Here is an 18322-nt window from a genome sequence, read left to right as displayed (position 1 = left end):
GGCGCGGCGCAAGTCGCGCCGGTTTTGTTTCAGGAGGCCAAGGCCAGCCTCACGAGCCGCGACACGGAACGAGCGGCGATGACAAAAGTCGAGGTTTCTGCGAGTTTTCGGTCAGTCTCGAAGACCTTCCTTCGTTTAAGGAGAACCCCATGATCGTCGTCACCACCAACGACCTTGCCGGCTACCGCATCACGCGGCATTTCGGCGTCGTGCGCGGCATCACCGTGCGCTCGCGCAGCGTGATCGGCAATCTGGGCGGCGCCATCCAGTCCGTGTTCGGCGGCAAGCTGTCGGTCTACACCAATCTCGCCGAGACCGCGCGGCAGGAGGCTTATGAGCTTCTGGTGCAGCACGCGCAGGACCTCGGTGCCAATGCGGTCATCGCCATGCGCTATGATGCCAACGAGATCATGGAAGGCATCACCGAGGTGCTCGCCTACGGCTCGGCCGTACAGGTTGAGCCCATTCACGGGTGATCCGGGACCGCGAAACTTCCTGAGCCTCGGGCTTACGGCCGCCTCCGGGAGGGAGTTGAAAGCTCGCCCTCCCGGCTATTTTTTTACGCAGACTTCCCATCTACGGGATTGCACCAAATCGTTTGCGCGGCTATGTAAGCGCCGCGCGAGCAACGCGTAGGAGTATAGCTCAGCTGGTAGAGCGACGGTCTCCAAAACCGTAGGTCGTAGGTTCGATCCCTACTGCTCCTGCCAATTCACGCGGATGAGGCGTTCAGCTTTTTTCGCTCTGTCATGCAAGCCGAGGGATGGGGTTTGGCCGCACCCTCGGTTTTGTGTTGGCAATTTAGAATTCAGGCCCGACCTTGCTTTTGCGAGGCGGGATTTCGAAATGAGTGCCGGGACGGTCTGGTTCCGGTCGAGGCGGTAGAGAACGATGGCAAAGACGACTCCGTTGGAGTTCCTGCGGCAGGTTCGCAATGAGACGAACAAGGTCACCTGGCCCACGCGCCGGGAGACAATGATTACGGCCTTCATGGTCTTTGTCTTCGTGATCATCATGGCGATCTTCTTCTCGATCGCCGACACGCTGATGCATGGCGCCGTCGGCCTCATTCTCAATCTGGGCCGCTAGGGAAAATCCAATGGCCAAGCGTTGGTATATCGTTCACGCCTATTCTAATTTCGAGAACAAGGTCGCTCAGTCGATTCGCGAGCAGGTCGCCCAGCGTGGGCTGCAGGATCTGTTCGAAGAGATCCTGGTGCCGACCGAGAAGGTCGTCGAGGTTCGCCGCGGCCGCAAGGTCGACACCGAACGCAAGTTCTTCCCCGGCTATGTGCTGGTGAAATGCGATCTGACGGACGAGGTTCATCACCTCATCAAGAATACGCCGAAGGTCACGGGCTTCCTGGGTGCCGACAAGGCCAAGCCCGTGCCGATTCCCGACCGCGAGGCGGAGCGCATCAAGGGGCAGGTCGCCGACGGCGTCGAGCGGCCCAAGCCCTCGGTCAGCTTCGAGGTCGGCGAGCAGGTCAAGGTGGCCGACGGTCCGTTCGCTTCTTTCAACGGCATCGTCGAGGAAGTCGACGAGAGCCGCGCCCGCCTCAAGGTGGCGGTTTCCATTTTTGGCCGGGCAACCCCGGTCGAACTCGAATACGGGCAGGTCGAAAAGGTCTGAATTCCGTACGCGGGAGGGGAAGTCGGGCTGATCGCCGCCCGGCGGAACCGAACCGCGAAACTCCGGCCGCTTCGGCGGTCACCTGCCATCGTCTCGATGGCTGATAACCGCGGGGCAACCCGCACAGGAGCAACAAATGGCGAAGAAAATTACGGGCTACGTAAAGCTTCAGGTTCCGGCCGGCGCCGCGAACCCGTCGCCGCCCATCGGCCCCGCGCTCGGTCAGCGCGGCCTGAACATCATGGAATTCTGCAAGGCCTTCAACGCGAAGACCGCGCAGATGACCAAGGGAACCCCGATCCCGGTCATCATCACGGCCTATCAGGATCGTTCCTTCACCTTCGAACTGAAGCTGCCGCCCGTCTCCTACTGGGTTAAGGAAGCTGCCGGCATCAAGTCCGGTTCGCAGACCCCCGGCAAGGGTGCCAAGGCAGGCAAGATCACGATGGCCCAGATCCGCGAGATCGCGGAGAAGAAGCTTCCCGACCTCAACACGGATTCGGTTGAGTCGGCGATGGCCATGGTGAAGGGTTCCGCCCAGTCGATGGGCCTCGAGATCGTCGGGTGATATGATGTCTCAGCACGGAAAGCGTATTCGCGCGGCCAAGGAAGGCATTGACCGCACCAAGCTCTACGGCCTCGACGAGGCCATCTCGCTCATCAAGGAGCGCGCCAAGGCGAAGTTCGACGAGACCGTCGAGATCGCCATGAACCTCGGTGTCGACCCTCGCCATGCCGACCAGATGGTCCGCGGCGTGTGCAACCTGCCGAACGGTTCGGGCCGTACCCTGCGCGTGGCGGTGTTCGCCCGTGGCGCCAAGGCTGACGAAGCCCGCGCCGCCGGTGCGGACGTGGTGGGCGCCGAGGATCTCGTCGAGATCGTCAATGGCGGCAAGATCGACTTCGATCGCTGCATTGCCACCCCGGACATGATGCCGCTGGTCGGCCGTCTCGGTAAGGTGCTCGGCCCGCGCGGCATGATGCCGAACCCGAAGGTCGGCACCGTGACCATGGACGTCACCTCCGCCGTCAAGGCTTCGAAGGGTGGTTCGGTCGAGTTCCGCGTCGAGAAGGCCGGCATCGTGCACGGTGCCATCGGCAAGGCCTCGTTCTCGGCCGAGAAGCTCTCCGAGAACATCAAGGCGTTCGCCGACGCGGTCGTGAAGGCCAAGCCCACCGGCGCCAAGGGCACCTATGTCCAGCGCGTTGCTGTGTCCTCGACCATGGGACCGGGCGTCAAGATCGATCCGTCGTCGGTCCTGAGCGCCTGATAGGCCTGGCAGATTGAGTATAGTAGGCCCCGCCGACCATTTCGGCGGGGCTTTTTCGTGGGCGCGGCGGGGCGAAGCCTTTGCTTTCTCGCATCTGCCGCGGCCCCCGGGTCTTGATGGATGAGAAAGCGGGCCCTATGTTGGGAACCGTGGGTCGCAGCGACCGGGAGGCATCTTGAAAAAGTGGCACCGGCACCAAGATTTCCTCTTGGCATTCGTGCTTCGAGGGACTATATCGCGCTTCTCACTGAACTGATCAAAGGTTCATGAACCTGGGATGTGTAAACAGCCCGGGATTTTTGCTGTCCGGAGAAATTCGGATGGCTGACTGGCCGGATGGGTTCTCGAACCTTGATGGCCATGTCCTGTCCGAGACTGCAGGCGCGGGGAAACCCGCTTAATCGCCGGCGAGATGCCCAAAAAGGCTCTCCTTTTGGCCTGCATAGACGGGGAAGACCGGTTTTCGGTATCCGCCTCGCGGCTGCCTCGTGAATTGGTTCGATCCGACGCACCTGTCATCGGGGCGTGTGTCATATTGACGCATGTCCGGTTGTAAGGGGACAGGCACTCAAGCGTCGTCTTCAACGGGCCCGGTTCGCCGGGCGCTTGCGAAGGCGGCAAGTGCAACGGTCAGCATTCTCGTCCCGCGAGATGCTGCAACCGGAGAGAGCAACGTGGAAAGAGCGGAAAAGCAGGAGTTCATCGGCTTTCTCCAGCAGGTCTTCACGACCACTGGGGTTGTCGTCGTAGCTCACTATTCCGGCCTGACCGTCGCCCAGATGCAGACTCTGCGCAAGCAGATGAAGGCAGCTGGTGCGACTGTGAAGGTCGCGAAGAACCGCCTCGCCAAGATCGCTCTTGATGGCACGGATGTGGCCTCCATCGCGCCCCTCATGAAGGGCCCGACCCTGATCGCTTATTCGAGCGATCCGGTGGCTGCACCAAAGGTCGCCGTCGACTTCGCCAAGGCCAACGACAAGTTCGTTATCCTCGGCGGCGCGATGGGCAAGACCTCTCTGAACCAGGATGGTGTCAAGGCGCTTGCGACCTTGCCGTCCCTGGACGAACTGCGCGCCAAGCTCATCGGCCTCATCCAGGCCCCGGCTACCAAGATCGCTCAGGTCGTCAACGCACCGGCTGCCAAGCTGGCCCGCGTGTTCGGAGCCTATGCCAAGCAAGACGAAGCGGCGTAAGGCCGTTCGCAACCCGATTAAACCGGTACGAACCAAAACCAAGGATTATGGACAATGTCCAAGATTGAAAAGCTTGTTGAAGACCTCTCGAGCCTGACCGTGCTCGAGGCTGCAGACCTCGCAAAGGCCCTGGAAGAGAAGTGGGGCGTTTCGGCCGCCGCTGCCGTGGCTGTTGCCGCTGCTCCGGGCGCTGGTGGCGCTGCTGCTGCTCCGGTTGAAGAGAAGACCGAGTTCACGGTCGTTCTCGCCGCTGCCGGCGACAAGAAGATCGAAGTCATCAAGGAAGTCCGCGCGATCACGGGCCTCGGCCTCAAGGAAGCCAAGGACCTCGTCGAAGCTGCTCCGAAGCCCGTCAAGGAAGGCGTTGCCAAGGACGAAGCCGAGAAGATCAAGGCGACCCTCGAGAAGGTCGGCGCCAAGGTCGAGCTCAAGTAATCGAGCTTGCGTCAGGCGTTACGGCTCCGGGGTTTCCCCCGGGGCCTTTTCGGCGTTTTGGGCCTGGTCCGGAGCGCCGGGGCGGCGGACCTGAGAATCTCCAGCTCCTCACAGGGAGCTGCTGGGTTTTCCGGTCCGCCGCGAAAGCTGCGAAGAGCCGGCATGCCGGCTGATGTTTCCGCGACGCGCCGCGCCAGCGCTGCGTCGCCGGGCAGGGAAGGGGCTTCCTCTTCAGCTGCCGATGCCAATGCCTGCGGCGCCGGACACTCCCACCGGTGCAGCATTAGAGGACGAGGACCACATGGCTCAGACGACCACTGCCCGCAAGCGCGTCCGCCGGTTTTTCGGAAAGATCCGCGAAGTCGCGACGATGCCGAACCTGATCGAGGTTCAAAAGGCTTCCTACGACCAGTTTCTCCAGGTCTACGAACCCGAAGGCGGGCGGACGGACGAGGGATTGCAGACCGTCTTCAAGTCGGTCTTCCCGATCTCTGACTTCTCCAACAAGGCGATGCTCGAATTCGTCAAGTACGAGTTCGAAGCCCCCAAGTATGACGTCGACGAGTGCCGCCAGCGCGGCATGACCTTTGCTGCGCCGCTCAAGGTGACGCTGCGCCTCATCGTGTTCGATGTCGACGAGGAAACCGGTGCCCGGTCGGTGAAGGACATCAAGGAGCAGGACGTGTACATGGGCGATATGCCGCTCATGACCATGAACGGCACCTTCATCGTCAACGGCACCGAGCGCGTCATCGTCTCCCAGATGCATCGCTCGCCTGGCGTGTTCTTCGACCACGACAAGGGCAAGACCCATTCCTCGGGCAAGCTCCTGTTCGCCGCGCGCATCATTCCCTATCGTGGCTCCTGGCTCGACATCGAGTTCGACGCCAAGGACATCGTGCATGCGCGCATCGATCGCCGCCGCAAGATCCCGGTCTCCTCGCTGCTCTTCGCCCTCGGCATGGACGGCGAAGAAATCCTGCGCACCTTCTACAACTCCATCACCTATGTCAGCGACAAGGGCGGCTGGCGCGTTCCCTATGACTGGAACCGCCTGAAGGGCGCAAAGCCCACGGTCGACCTCATCGATGCCGATACGGGTGAGGTGGTCGTCGAGGCCGGCAAGAAGCTGACCGCGCGTTCGGCACGCGCCCTGGCCGAGAAGGGCCTCAAGGCGTTGCGCGTCACCGACGAGGATCTCGTCGGCCGCTATGTTTCCGAGGACATCGTCAACGAGAAGACGGGCGAGATCTATCTCGAGGCGGGCGACGAACTCAGCGAGAAGAACCTCAAGCTGCTGGCTGACGAGGGCTTCCACGAGATTCCCGTGCTCGACATCGATCACGTCACTGTGGGTGGCTACATCCGCAACACGCTCGCCGCTGACAAGAATAACTCACGCGAAGAAGCGCTGTTCGACATTTATCGCGTCATGCGACCGGGCGAGCCGCCGACCATCGACTCGGCGGAAGCGATGTTCCAGTCGCTGTTCTTCGACGCCGAGCGCTACGACCTTTCCTCGGTCGGCCGCGTCAAGATGAACATGCGTCTCGACCTCGACGCTGAGGATACCGTGCGCGTGCTGCGCAAGGACGACATCCTGGCCGTGGTCAAGACGCTGGTCGACCTGCGCGACGGCAAGGGCGAGATCGACGACATCGACCATCTCGGCAACCGCCGCGTGCGTTCGGTGGGCGAGCTGATGGAGAACCAGTATCGCGTCGGCCTGCTGCGCATGGAGCGTGCCATCAAGGAGCGCATGTCCTCGGTCGACGTCGACACGGTCATGCCGCAGGACCTGATCAACGCCAAGCCGGCGGCTGCCGCCGTGCGTGAGTTCTTCGGTTCCTCGCAGCTCTCGCAGTTCATGGACCAGACCAACCCGCTCTCGGAGATCACCCACAAGCGCCGCCTCTCGGCCCTTGGCCCGGGCGGTCTGACCCGCGAGCGCGCCGGCTTCGAAGTCCGCGACGTGCATCCGACGCATTACGGCCGCATCTGCCCGATCGAGACGCCGGAAGGCCCGAATATCGGCCTGATCAACTCGCTGGCCACCTTCGCCCGCGTCAACAAGTACGGCTTCATCGAGGCGCCCTATCGTCGCGTCCGCGACGGCAAGGTCACGCCCGAGGTTGTCTACCTGTCGGCCATGGAAGAGGGCAAGTACTACGTCGCACAGGCGAACATCCCGCTCGACAAGGATGGCCGCCTGACGGAAGACTTCGTGGTCTGCCGCCATGCCGGCGACGTGCTGATGGTCGCGCCGGAACGCGTCGACTACATGGACGTTTCGCCCAAACAGCTCGTCTCGGTCGCCGCCGCGCTCATTCCGTTCATCGAGAATGACGACGCCAACCGCGCCCTGATGGGTGCGAACATGCAGCGCCAGGCCGTGCCGCTGGTCCGCGCCGATGCTCCCTTCGTGGGCACCGGCATGGAGAGCGTGGTCGCCCGCGACTCGGGCGCCGCGATCGCCGCGCGCCGCACCGGCATCGTCGACCAGATCGACGCGACGCGTATCGTCATCCGCGCCACCGCCGATCTCGACCCGACCCAGTCCGGCGTCGACATCTACCGCCTGATGAAGTTCCAGCGCTCCAACCAGTCGACCTGCATCACGCAGAAGCCGCTGGTGCGCGTCGGCGACGTCGTTAAGAAGGGTGACATCATCGCCGACGGTCCCTCGACCGAACTCGGCGAACTCGCGCTCGGCCGCAACGTGCTCGTCGCGTTCATGCCCTGGAACGGCTACAACTTCGAGGACTCCATCCTCCTCAGCGAGAACATCGCCAAGGAAGACGTGTTCACGTCGATCCACATCGACGAGTTCGAAGTGATGGCCCGCGACACCAAGCTGGGTCCGGAGGAAATCACGCGCGACATTCCGAACGTTTCGGAAGAAGCGCTGAAGAATCTGGACGAAGCCGGCATCGTCTATATCGGTGCCGAGGTGCAGGCAGGCGACATCCTCGTCGGCAAGATCACGCCGAAGGGCGAGAGCCCGATGACGCCGGAAGAAAAGCTCCTGCGAGCCATCTTCGGCGAGAAGGCTTCCGACGTGCGCGACACCTCGCTGCGCGTGCCCCCGGGGGTCACCGGCACCATCGTCGAAGTGCGCGTGTTCAACCGCCACGGCGTCGACAAGGACGAGCGCGCCCAGGCGATCGAGCGCGAGGAGATCGAGCGCCTGGCCAAGGACCGCGACGACGAGCAGGCGATCCTGGACCGCAACGTCTATCAGCGCCTCCTCGAGATCCTCGACGGCAAGCCGGCGATCGGCGGGCCGAAGGGCTTCAAGAAGGAGACGGTGCTCAGCGCCGATGTGATGCAGGAATATCCCCGCTCGCAGTGGTGGAACTTCGCCGTGGCCGACGATGCGCTGATGAGCGAGATCGAAGCCATGCGCAAGCAGTACGACGAGTCGAAGAAGCGCCTTGAGCAGCGCTTCCTCGACAAGGTCGAGAAGCTGCAGCGCGGCGACGAGCTGCCTCCGGGCGTCATGAAGATGGTCAAGGTCTTCGTCGCTGTGAAGCGCAAGATCCAGCCGGGCGACAAGATGGCCGGCCGTCACGGGAACAAGGGTGTCGTCTCGCGCATCATGCCGATCGAGGACATGCCGTTCCTCGAGGACGGTACGCCGGTGGACATCGTGCTGAACCCGCTCGGCGTGCCGAGCCGCATGAATGTCGGCCAGATCCTCGAAACCCATCTGGGATGGGCGGCTGCGGGTCTGGGCAAGCTCGTCGGCGAGGCCGTCGACGCCTACAAGAAGGGCAGGGGCGTCAAGCAGCTGAAGGGCACGCTTGAGCGCATCTACGGCAACAACGAGGAGATCGAAGGCATGGACGAGCGCGAGCTCGTGGACATGTCCTCGACACTTCGCCGCGGCGTGCCGATCGCGACCCCGGTCTTCGACGGCGCGAAGGAAAGCGACATCGTCGACTTCCTCAAGATGTCGGGCCACGACGCTTCGGGCCAGGTGCAGCTTTACGACGGGCGCACGGGCAATGCCTTCGACCGCAAGGTGACTGTCGGCTACATCTACATGCTGAAGCTGCACCATCTGGTCGACGACAAGATCCATGCCCGTTCGATCGGTCCGTACTCGCTGGTCACGCAGCAGCCGCTGGGTGGCAAGGCGCAGTTCGGCGGCCAGCGTTTCGGCGAAATGGAAGTGTGGGCGCTCGAAGCCTATGGCGCGGCCTACACGCTGCAGGAAATGCTCACCGTCAAGTCGGACGACGTTGCCGGCCGCACCAAGGTCTACGAGGCCATCGTGCGCGGCGACGACTCCTTCGAGGCGGGCATTCCGGAGTCGTTCAACGTGCTGGTCAAGGAAATGCGTTCGCTTGGCCTCAACGTCGAGCTCACCGGTCTGCGCAATGCCGACCAGATGCTGCCGCCGGCCGAAGCCGCCGAGTGATGCTGCCGGGGGCGGGTCTTCGGACCTGCCGCGAACCGTACCGCGAATGAGGCGGGTCTGATGACCCGCCCCCCATTTTTATCCGCGCGGGCAGGGGTGTCTGGCCCCGCCCTGCGCAAAACTGGAGACGGCCATGAACCAAGAGGTCATGAATCTCTTCAACCCGGTGGCGCAGCCGCAGACCTTCGATCAGATCAAGATCTCGATCGCCTCGCCGGAGAAAATCCTGTCCTGGTCCTACGGCGAGATCAAGAAGCCGGAGACAATCAACTACCGTACGTTCAAGCCCGAGCGTGACGGCCTGTTCTGTGCGCGCATCTTCGGTCCGATCAAGGACTATGAGTGCTTGTGCGGCAAGTACAAGCGCATGAAGTACAAGGGCGTGATCTGCGAGAAGTGCGGCGTCGAGGTGACGCTCTCGCGCGTTCGCCGCGAGCGCATGGGCCATATCGAGCTCGCCGCGCCCGTCGCCCATATCTGGTTCCTGAAGTCGCTGCCCAGCCGCATCGGCCTCCTGATGGATATGACGCTCAAGGATCTCGAGCGCATCCTGTACTTCGAATATTACGTCGTGATCGAGCCCGGCCTCACCCCGTTGAAGGAGCGTCAGCTCCTCTCCGAGGACGAGTACGCTCGTGCGCAGGACGAATATGGCGAGGACTCGTTCACCGCCATGATCGGCGCCGAGGCCATCCGCGAGATGCTGCGCGCCATGGATCTGGAGAAGATCGCGGCTGACCTGCGCGTCGAGATCGCCGAATCCACTTCGGAGCTGAAGCCCAAGAAGCTCGCTAAGCGCCTGAAGATCATCGAGGCCTTCATCCAGTCGGGCAACAAGCCCGAGTGGATGATCCTGACCGCCGTTCCGGTTATCCCGCCGGATCTGCGTCCGCTCGTGCCGTTGGACGGCGGTCGCTTTGCGACCTCGGACCTCAACGACCTCTATCGTCGCGTCATCAACCGCAACAACCGCCTGAAGCGGCTGATCGAACTGCGCGCGCCCGACATCATCATCCGCAACGAAAAGCGCATGCTGCAGGAAGCTGTGGACGCGCTCTTCGACAACGGCCGCCGTGGCCGCGTCATCACCGGTGCCAACAAGCGTCCGCTGAAGTCGCTGTCCGACATGCTGAAGGGCAAGCAGGGCCGCTTCCGCCAGAACCTGCTCGGCAAGCGCGTCGACTATTCCGGCCGCTCGGTGATCGTGGTCGGCCCGGAGCTCAAGTTGCATCAGTGCGGCCTGCCGAAGAAGATGGCGCTTGAGCTGTTCAAGCCCTTCATCTACTCGCGTCTCGACGCGAAGGGGCTTTCGGCAACCGTCAAGCAGGCCAAGAAGCTGGTCGAGAAGGAAAAGCCGGAAGTCTGGGATATCCTCGACGAGGTCATCCGCGAACATCCGGTCCTGCTCAACCGGGCTCCGACGCTGCACCGCCTCGGCATCCAGGCCTTCGAGCCGGTGCTGATCGAAGGCAAGGCGATCCAGCTTCACCCGCTGGTCTGCACCGCCTTCAACGCGGACTTCGACGGCGACCAGATGGCCGTGCACGTCCCGCTGTCGCTCGAAGCGCAGCTGGAAGCGCGGGTGCTCATGATGTCGACCAACAACATCCTGCATCCGGCCAACGGTCAGCCGATCATTGTGCCCTCGCAGGACGTCGTGCTCGGTCTCTACTACGTGACGCTGATGTCCGACGGCATGCCCGGCCAGGGCATGACCTTCGGCAATATCGGCGAGCTCGATCATGCGCTCGACAGCAAGGTCATCACGCTGCACACGAAGATCAAGTGGCGTTGGAAGGGCGTGGACGCGGACGGCAATCCCGTCTCCAAGCTCTACGACACCACGCCCGGCCGCGTGAAGCTGGCCGAGCTGCTGCCGAAGAGCCCGAAGATTACTTTCGACGCCGCCAACAACCTGATGACGAAGAAGGCGATCTCCGCCCTCATCGACGTCGTCTATCGTAACGTGGGTCAGAAGGAAGCGGTCATCTTCTGCGATCGCATCATGACGCTCGGCTTCTCCAACGCCTTCAAGGCGGGCATCTCGTTCGGCAAGGACGACATCGTCATTCCGGAGAACAAGTGGAAGATCGTCGCCGAGACCGACGCTCTCGCGAAGGACTACGAGCAGCAGTACAATGACGGTCTGATCACCCAGGGCGAAAAGTACAACAAGGTGGTGGACGCCTGGGCCAAGTGCGCCGATCTCCTCGCCAAGGAGATGATGGAGCGCATCTCGGCCGTGAAGAAGGACGAGAACGGCCGCGATCGGCCGATCAACTCCATCTACATGATGGCTCACTCCTCGGCTCGTGGTTCGCCCGCCCAGATGCGCCAGCTCGGCGCCATGCGCGGCCTGATGGCCAAGCCGTCGGGCGAGATCATCGAAAGCCCGATCATCTCGAACTTCAAGGAAGGCCTCACCGTGCTCGAGTACTTCAACTCGACCCACGGCGCCCGCAAGGGTCTGGCCGACACCGCCTTGAAGACCGCCAACTCGGGCTACCTGACGCGCCGTCTCGTCGACGTCGCCCAGGACTCGATCATTACGGAGATCGATTGCGGCTCGGAAGGCGGCATCGGCGTGCGTGCGATCATCGACGCGGGCCAGATCGTGGCTTCGCTCGGCGTTCGCGTCCTCGGCCGTACCGCGGCCGAGAACATCACCGATCCTTCCACCGGCACGGTCATCGTGCCGATGGGCGGCATGATCGATGAGAAGGCAGTCGACCTGATCAGCGCTTCGGGTATCCAGGAAGTGAAGATCCGTTCGGTGCTCACCTGCGAGACCAAGAACGGCGTGTGCGCCACCTGCTACGGGCGTGACCTGTCGCGCGGCACGCGCGTCAACATGGGCGAGGCAGTGGGCGTCATTGCGGCGCAGTCCATCGGTGAACCGGGCACGCAGCTCACCATGCGTACCTTCCACATCGGCGGCGCGGCGCAGATCAACGAGACCTCGAACATCGAGTCGACCTTCGAGGGCACCGTCAAGATCCGCAACCGCAACGTCGTCCGTAACTCGGATGGCGAACTCATCGCCATGGCCCGCAACCTGGCAGTCGTGGTCCTCGACCATGACGGCACGGAGCGCTCGGTCAACCGCGTCCCCTACGGTGCCCGCGTCAAGGTCGATGACGGCGACAAGATCAAGCGCGGCCAGCGCATCGCCGAGTGGGATCCCTATACCCGCCCGGTGATCACCGAAGTCGAAGGTGTGGCTGGGTTCGAGGATCTGGTCGACGGCATTTCGCTCAACGAAAGTGCCGACGAGTCGACGGGTATCACCAAGCGCGTCGTCTCCGACTGGCGTACCTCCAACCGCTCGGCGGACCTGCGGCCGGCCATCGTCATCAAGACGGCGGACGGCAAGATGGCCAAGCTGTCGCGCGGTGGCGATGCACGCTACTTCCTGGCGGCGGAATCGGTGATCTCGGTCGAGCCGGGCTCGAAGGTGCATGCCGGCGACGTCATCGCCCGCGTTCCGCTGGAGAGCGCCAAGACCCGCGACATCACCGGCGGTCTGCCGCGCGTCGCCGAACTGTTCGAAGCCCGTCGTCCGAAGGATGCTGCGATCATTGCCGAGATCACAGGCACGATCCAGTTCGGTCGCGACTACAAGAACAAGCGGCGCCTCACGATCCAGCCGCATGAGGCGGATCAGGAGCCGGTCGAGTATCTGATCCCGAAGGGCAAGCACATCCATCTCCAGGACGGCGACGTCGTGGAAAAGGGTGACTTCATCGTCGACGGCAACCCCGCTCCGCATGACATTCTTGCGGTCAAGGGCGTCGAGGAACTGGCGGCCTACCTGGTCAACGAAATCCAGGAAGTCTACCGCCTGCAGGGCGTGCAGATTAACGACAAGCATATCGAGGTGATCGTCCGCCAGATGCTGCAGAAGATCGAGATCGTCGATGCCGGCGATACCGAGTTCCTTCCCAGCGAGCAGGTCGACCGTATCGAGTTCGAAGCGGCCAATGCCAAGGCGGTCGAGGAGAACAGGAAGCCTGCGACGGGTCATCCGGTGCTGCTCGGCATCACCAAGGCCTCGCTGCAGACCCGTTCCTTCATCTCGGCGGCTTCGTTCCAGGAGACTACCCGCGTGCTCACCGAGGCTGCCGTCAACGGCAAGTCGGACGCGCTCGAGGGCCTGAAGGAGAATGTCATCGTCGGCCGCCTCATCCCGGCCGGCACCGGTGCCCAGATCGCGCGTGTCCGCGAGATCGCCAAGCGCCGCGACGATCTCATCCTGCAGCAGAAGCAGACGGAAGCCGGCACCCCGGTTGCCGGAACCGAAGGCGAAGTCGTGGCGCTGCCTGCCGCGGAATGAGCGTTCTACGATCCTGATTGACAAGGGGCGGTCCGGAAGGGCCGCCCCTTTTTGCGTCGGGGTTTCGACAAGTCAGGCTGAACAATGCGACCAGTGCTAACTCGATGATCCAGCACCACGGCAGGGCTTCGGCCCTCGCCGCCGCACGGCACCATCGCCGTGCAGCGGTATTGGGCCGCCGAGTTGGCCCCCGCCACCTGCTCAGAATTTTACGCTGAGTTTTCCCGAAACGTTCTGGTCGAAGCTGCCGCGACGGGCGAATTGCCCGCCATAGGACAGGTTGAAGGTCGTGGATTGTCCGAGGGCTACGTCGACCCCGGCCTTTGCCGTCAGGGCATCGCGCGCAATGGGTACGCCTTCCACGCCAAAAGGCATGCCGCCGTCGAAGGAGAATTTGGTGAGCGGCGCGGTGTCGCCGAAGGCGTGACGCCAACCGAGCGTGGCGCTGATGCGTGTCGCCATGCCGGCCATTTCGAACTCGCTGGATGCCCTCAGGCCCAGGGTCGAGAACGTGGTTCCCGTGCTGGAGGACGCCGCGCCCAACGCCGCGCTGCCGCCGCTTTCGTGAAAGCTGTCCGCGTGCAGGTTGACATAGGCCAGGTTGGCAAATGGCTCGAGGCCCAGACCACCGAAACGCATGTTGTATCCCGCCTCGCCGAAGACCTGGGCGGTGCCGGCGCGGTAGTCCGCGTTCAGGCCCTGCCCGACGGCCGTACGGCTGGTGGAGACATCGTGCCATGTATAGAAGGCACCGGCGCGCAGTGCGAGCGGGCCCGCAAGCGCGCCGCCATAGAGGCCGAGGTGGTAGTTGTCGCTGTCGCCGCTCCCGAGTCCGGATGTGCTGAAGGTGGTGCGGCTGTAGCCGGCGAGGGCGCCGAGTCGGAGCATGGCATCGTTCAAAACGACAGGCGTATCGGCGCCGACCAGGAAGCCGCCGCTGTTGCGCGTCATCCCCACGGCATTGCCGCTTCGCCCGCTGCGCCCCCAGGATCCGAAACCCTGGCCCCAGAATACGAGACCGTCCGCAGCGAAGGACGTGGCAGTCGGCGCGCTCGCCCGAGGTACCGCCGGGTTGCCGAGCGAAGCAAACTGCATCCTCTCGCCGGCGGGTACGGTGGTCGCCGTCGCCGAAACAGTGGTACCCGCCGGGCCGAGACTGGCACGCAGGCGATCGCCGGCCGCATCCCGAAGCAGGGATGCATCCTCGATCAGGGTCGTCTGGGCGGAAACATTGACCTCTCCCGAAAGGGAACCCAGACGCGTGGCAAGGCCATCGTCGAGACCGGATACGAGAAAGTCGTCATGGAGTGCATTGCCGAGGCCGAGGGATTCGAGCCCTGCGCCCGCTGCTCGCTGATTGGCTATCTGGCCCACGCTGGCGAAGCTGCGATCATTGCGCTCGATCGTCAATTGCACCCGGTCGGGATCGTAGTCCAGGCTCGCGTCGAGAAACGCGTAGTTGGGCATGGCCGCATCGAACCGCCCCTGGATTCCGCCATCGGCGGTCAGGACGGTATATGTCTTGTCCAGATGGCCAAGCAATTCGGCCGCGGTCATCGGTCCGGTGCCGTCCTGGCGGCCGACTAGCAAGGTGCCACCATTCAAAGTCACGCCACCGGTCGCATCGAGCCGGCTTGAGCCGCCGTTTTCACCAAGGGTGACCTGATAATAGCTGCCTTGTTCGAAGCGGACGTTGCCTTTCACGCTCAGCACCCCGCCGCCGGTGGGGGCGGTCAGACTGCCGGCCTTGCCCGTGAGGCCGCCAATGGTTCCCTTGCCGCCGAGTGCTGCCCCTTGATCGACCGTCACCGCCGAGGTCACGGAGCCGTCGACGACGAGTGCACCCTGGTTGACGAAAGTAGGCCCGGCGTAGGTGCTGCTGCCCGTCAGGCGAACGCCGCCGGCACCAAGTTTCGTCAAGCCGCCGGTGCCCGATATGGTCTGGCCCACTGTCACCGCATTGGCGGTGCTGGCGACATCGAGTGAACCTCCCGCTCCTTCCAGCACCAGGGCGCGATCCAGGCTGTTCATCTCATCGCCGATCACCCGCAGGGTACCATCCGCCAGCCTGAGCTTGGCCTGCGAGGTGCCGAGCGCCGCGTCCTCGTCGACAATGAGGATGCCCTTGTCCTTGACCAGTGTCTCGCCGATGAAGGAGTGATCGTCGATGCAATAGTCCCGTATCGCTTGCTGAAAGCGGGGGTCCTTGCTGGCGCAATCGAGCAGGCTCTTCTTTTCGTCCGTCGTCAGGCCTGTCAGGATCGGATTGCCCGCACCGTCCGAAACTTCGCCGAGATGCACGTCCGTACGCATGTTGTTGCGTGTCAGGTAGAACGTCTTGTCGTCGTCGACGAACGTGTTGGCTTCCTCGCCCCAGACCAGCGTCTTCTTGGTAGCGTCAGGCGCGTAGCCTTCCAGGGCGGGACCGATCCACTGCAACTCATGGGCAACCAGCGCGTGGTCGGATAGAGGAGTCTGGCCGTCATTGGCCTTGTCCGTCTCGGTCATCGCGCCGAGATAGGGATCGGTGGGGTCATCGATGACCTTCCACCACTTGCCGAAGGGACGCGACGCCAGGAAATGATCGATGGCGGAGCGATCCCAGCTCGTCGCCGTATTCTCCTCCGCGCTCGTGGGCCAGGTCACGCTGCCGTCGCCCTGCGTGTGCGGCGCGTAGTCCTCGCGCGTCGAATCAGAATTCAATACGATGAACTGCTTCTTGAGGATGTTCATCGTCGTCGGCTGGTTGCTCGCGACGGGATAGGTCTCGTCCTCGAATGTGAGGCCGTTCGCGGTCATATCCTTGGCGATGATCTCTTCCCACTGTCGCCAGCTCATGTCCGAGATGCTCGTCAGGCCGGGGTACTCGTCCCGATGGGCGTCAAAATAGGCTTGGATCACATTCCGGTAGCGCGGGCTGCCGTTTCCCTCGACGACCTGCATCGCCTGGACGTAGCTTTGATATTCGCCCTCCCGGCCGGCGGGCGTATATTCCGATGCCAGTTGCTTCCACAGATCGGAACTGCTCGAGTCGACGATCGTGCGCGCGAAGAGATAGGCCTGCTGCTCCGCCGTATGCAGGCCACGTTCGGAAACGTCACCAGCGTTGAAATCACCCATCATCAGAATCGGGTTGCTCTGCTGGGCCGCCCAGTTCACGAGCGTTTGAGCTTCGCTGACGCGATAGGTCTGAGGATCGTCGCGCCAGTCGAAATGAGCGGAAACGAAGGTCGTCTGCGGAATGCCGTTTTGTGCGTCCGTGGTGAAATGAGCAACCTGGCCGCTGAAATAATTGCCCCAGACGAATTCGCCCGGCGTTCCTGGAATACGGCTAAGGACACCGTCTTCGCCTGAGCGCGAGCCCGAATAGGTGCCCATGCCGGCATCTCCGAGCACGCGCGGAATGTCCTTCATGTAGGCGCAGTCACTTAGATAGCAGAGTTCCTGCAGCGCGATGACGTCGTAGTTTCCCTTGGTCAGAAAATCGGACATGGCGCTGGCATCGCTGCCGATGCCGCTATTGAAGTATTCTCGCCACGTGTTGAAGCTCAGTACACGAAGCGTTCCCGGCTTTTCCTGTGCTTGTGCTCCTGGAACTATCGGCGACAGGATCAAGGCCCCCAGAGCGGCGACACTGCAGAGCATCGAGCGCGACAGGCGCCTCAACGCTCCCTTGTGTCTTTTTTCCAACAACGCTTTTGCATAAAGCAACATTTTTGAAATCCCCCGGCAAAAATGGCCGGCTCAAGCGGCTTGATGGCCGGACCGCGGGGAGTCTTACCGTTAAGACATGTTTGATATGTGACATGAATAATGTTGTTTTATTTACAATGTCAGCTCGTGTCGGCCTGGGTGGCGTTCGGGCGGAGCGGCGGACTGCGTCGTTATGCAAGATTTTGAAGGGTGGCCGTCGACCAAGTGTGGATACAGGTCAGAGCGGCAAGTCACATTGGCAACGTTCTGGTAAGATGGCAGCCTACTGACATGCGTGATTTGTCAACTGGTGGCGGAACCGGGCCGTTGAGCATCGAACATTCGGGCGAGGGAGGGAAGAAGGAGGGACGCCAGGAAGCGATCTTGCGTCTGGTCGCCCAGAATTTCTACGTGGCGATCGAGGAGATCGCTTCGCTTTTTGGGGTGACCACACAAACGGCGCGTCGCGACATCATGGCGCTGGAGGAGGCCGGAAAGATACGTCGCCTGCATGGCGGCGCGGTCCTGACGACACCCCTGGAAACATCGGTCTATCGCCAGCGGCGGGTCGAGAACGCTGCGCAGAAAGAGCGCCTCGCGCAAGTGGTCGGCGACCTCGTGCCCGAGGGGGCAAATCTCTTCATCGACTCGGGCACGACCTGCGAGGCGATCGCGCATGCACTGCTCAGACACAGGCACCTTCGCCTGGTGACCTACAGCCTGCGGGTAGCCACCATATTGAGCGAGAACTCCAACTTCACATTGGCGGTTCCGGGCGGGTTCGTCCGTCCGGTTCACGGCGGGATCTTCCAGGAGGACACCGCGGATTTCATGAAGAGGTTCAAATTCGACTTCGCCCTCATATCCGTGAGTGGCATCGACCGGGACGGCGACATCTGCGACGATGATCATGCAGAGGGCGTCATTGCAGCCGCCGCCATGGCACAGGCCGAGCGCACCATATTGGCGGTAGACAGCAGCAAATTCGGCAAGCGTGCCATGGTTCGCCTGGGCACGATCGCAGACATTGACATTCTGGTTACTGATGCCTATCCCGAGGGCGAAATTCTGCGTCTGTTGAAAGACAATGATGTCGAGATCATATGCTGATTTACTATGATGTTTCGTAGATTTTGGTTCCATTTTTGCTCTAAGTATTTGTTTTTTATTCTTAGTGACGTTTGAAATATTGTATTGCCCGCTCGTGCTTCTGGGCAGCCTCGCGGGTCTGGAAAGTGTCGAGGTTCCGACGCTTCCCGGTCTTTGGGTCCTGCTTGCGTGAATAGAGGCGGTATTCGCCGGACTTCAACTTGCGGATCATGGCTCTATCCTCCGTATGCC

The 18322-nt window shown here is 62.4% G+C and carries 12 protein-coding genes and 1 tRNA gene; 11 read left to right on the top strand and 2 right to left on the bottom strand.

Translation table 11 applies throughout. The features are described from left to right. The first annotated feature begins 149 nt into the window (after positions 1–149). From AC6H34_RS28615 to rpoC, 10 genes are all read left to right on the top strand, one after another. Positions 150–476, top strand: a complete 327-nt coding sequence (locus AC6H34_RS28615) for a YbjQ family protein (protein WP_448148096.1) — start codon at positions 150–152, stop codon at positions 474–476. Positions 477–634: 158 nt separating this feature from the next. Then, positions 635–710, top strand: a tRNA-Trp gene (locus AC6H34_RS28610). A gap of 181 nt (positions 711–891) precedes the next feature. Further along, positions 892–1089, top strand: a complete 198-nt coding sequence (gene secE / locus AC6H34_RS28605) for a preprotein translocase subunit SecE (RefSeq protein ID WP_448148095.1) — start codon at positions 892–894, stop codon at positions 1087–1089. A 10-nt stretch (positions 1090–1099) separates the two neighbouring features. Then, the gene (nusG, locus tag AC6H34_RS28600) at positions 1100–1633 is read left to right on the top strand and encodes a transcription termination/antitermination protein NusG (protein ID WP_448148094.1); all 534 of its coding nucleotides are present in this window, start codon (positions 1100–1102) and stop codon (positions 1631–1633) included. 136 nt (positions 1634–1769) lie between these two features. Then, positions 1770–2201, top strand: a complete 432-nt coding sequence (rplK, locus tag AC6H34_RS28595) for a 50S ribosomal protein L11 (RefSeq protein WP_448148093.1) — start codon at positions 1770–1772, stop codon at positions 2199–2201. A 4-nt stretch (positions 2202–2205) separates the two neighbouring features. Beyond that, the gene (gene rplA, locus AC6H34_RS28590; RefSeq protein ID WP_448148092.1) at positions 2206–2904 is read left to right on the top strand and encodes a 50S ribosomal protein L1; all 699 of its coding nucleotides are present in this window, start codon (positions 2206–2208) and stop codon (positions 2902–2904) included. Positions 2905–3578: 674 nt separating this feature from the next. Continuing rightward, complete coding sequence (gene rplJ, locus AC6H34_RS28585; RefSeq protein ID WP_448148091.1) at positions 3579–4097, top strand: 50S ribosomal protein L10; 519 nt, start codon at positions 3579–3581, stop codon at positions 4095–4097. Between the two features lie 54 nt (positions 4098–4151). Further along, positions 4152–4532, top strand: coding sequence for a 50S ribosomal protein L7/L12 (gene rplL, locus AC6H34_RS28580; RefSeq protein WP_497541075.1), 381 nt, complete (start codon positions 4152–4154; stop codon positions 4530–4532). Positions 4533–4833: 301 nt separating this feature from the next. Then, positions 4834–8955, top strand: a complete 4122-nt coding sequence (gene rpoB / locus AC6H34_RS28575) for a DNA-directed RNA polymerase subunit beta (protein ID WP_448148089.1) — start codon at positions 4834–4836, stop codon at positions 8953–8955. A gap of 133 nt (positions 8956–9088) precedes the next feature. Continuing rightward, positions 9089–13288 carry a DNA-directed RNA polymerase subunit beta' gene (gene rpoC / locus AC6H34_RS28570; protein WP_448148088.1) on the top strand — a complete coding sequence of 1400 codons (4200 nt, stop codon included), beginning with the start codon at positions 9089–9091 and terminating at the stop codon, positions 13286–13288. 201 nt (positions 13289–13489) lie between these two features. On the opposite strand, the gene AC6H34_RS28565 is transcribed toward rpoC, so the two are convergent. Then, positions 13490–16933 carry an autotransporter domain-containing protein gene (locus AC6H34_RS28565; protein ID WP_497541290.1) on the bottom strand — a complete coding sequence of 1148 codons (3444 nt, stop codon included), beginning with the start codon at positions 16931–16933 and terminating at the stop codon, positions 13490–13492. A 339-nt stretch (positions 16934–17272) separates the two neighbouring features. Between AC6H34_RS28565 and AC6H34_RS28560 the strand changes: the two genes are divergently transcribed. Then, positions 17273–18091, top strand: a complete 819-nt coding sequence (locus AC6H34_RS28560; RefSeq protein ID WP_448148086.1) for a DeoR/GlpR family DNA-binding transcription regulator — start codon at positions 17273–17275, stop codon at positions 18089–18091. A 61-nt stretch (positions 18092–18152) separates the two neighbouring features. Here the strand turns inward: AC6H34_RS28560 and AC6H34_RS28555 are convergent, their stop codons facing one another. Further along, positions 18153–18302, bottom strand: coding sequence for a hypothetical protein (locus tag AC6H34_RS28555; protein ID WP_497541074.1), 150 nt, complete (start codon positions 18300–18302; stop codon positions 18153–18155). Positions 18303–18322 lie beyond the last annotated feature (20 nt).

It is taken from the genome of Labrys sp. ALF-8, assembly GCF_059699065.1.
Note: the sequence above shows the minus strand (reverse complement) of the source record. Positions and strands in the feature narration are given on the sequence as shown.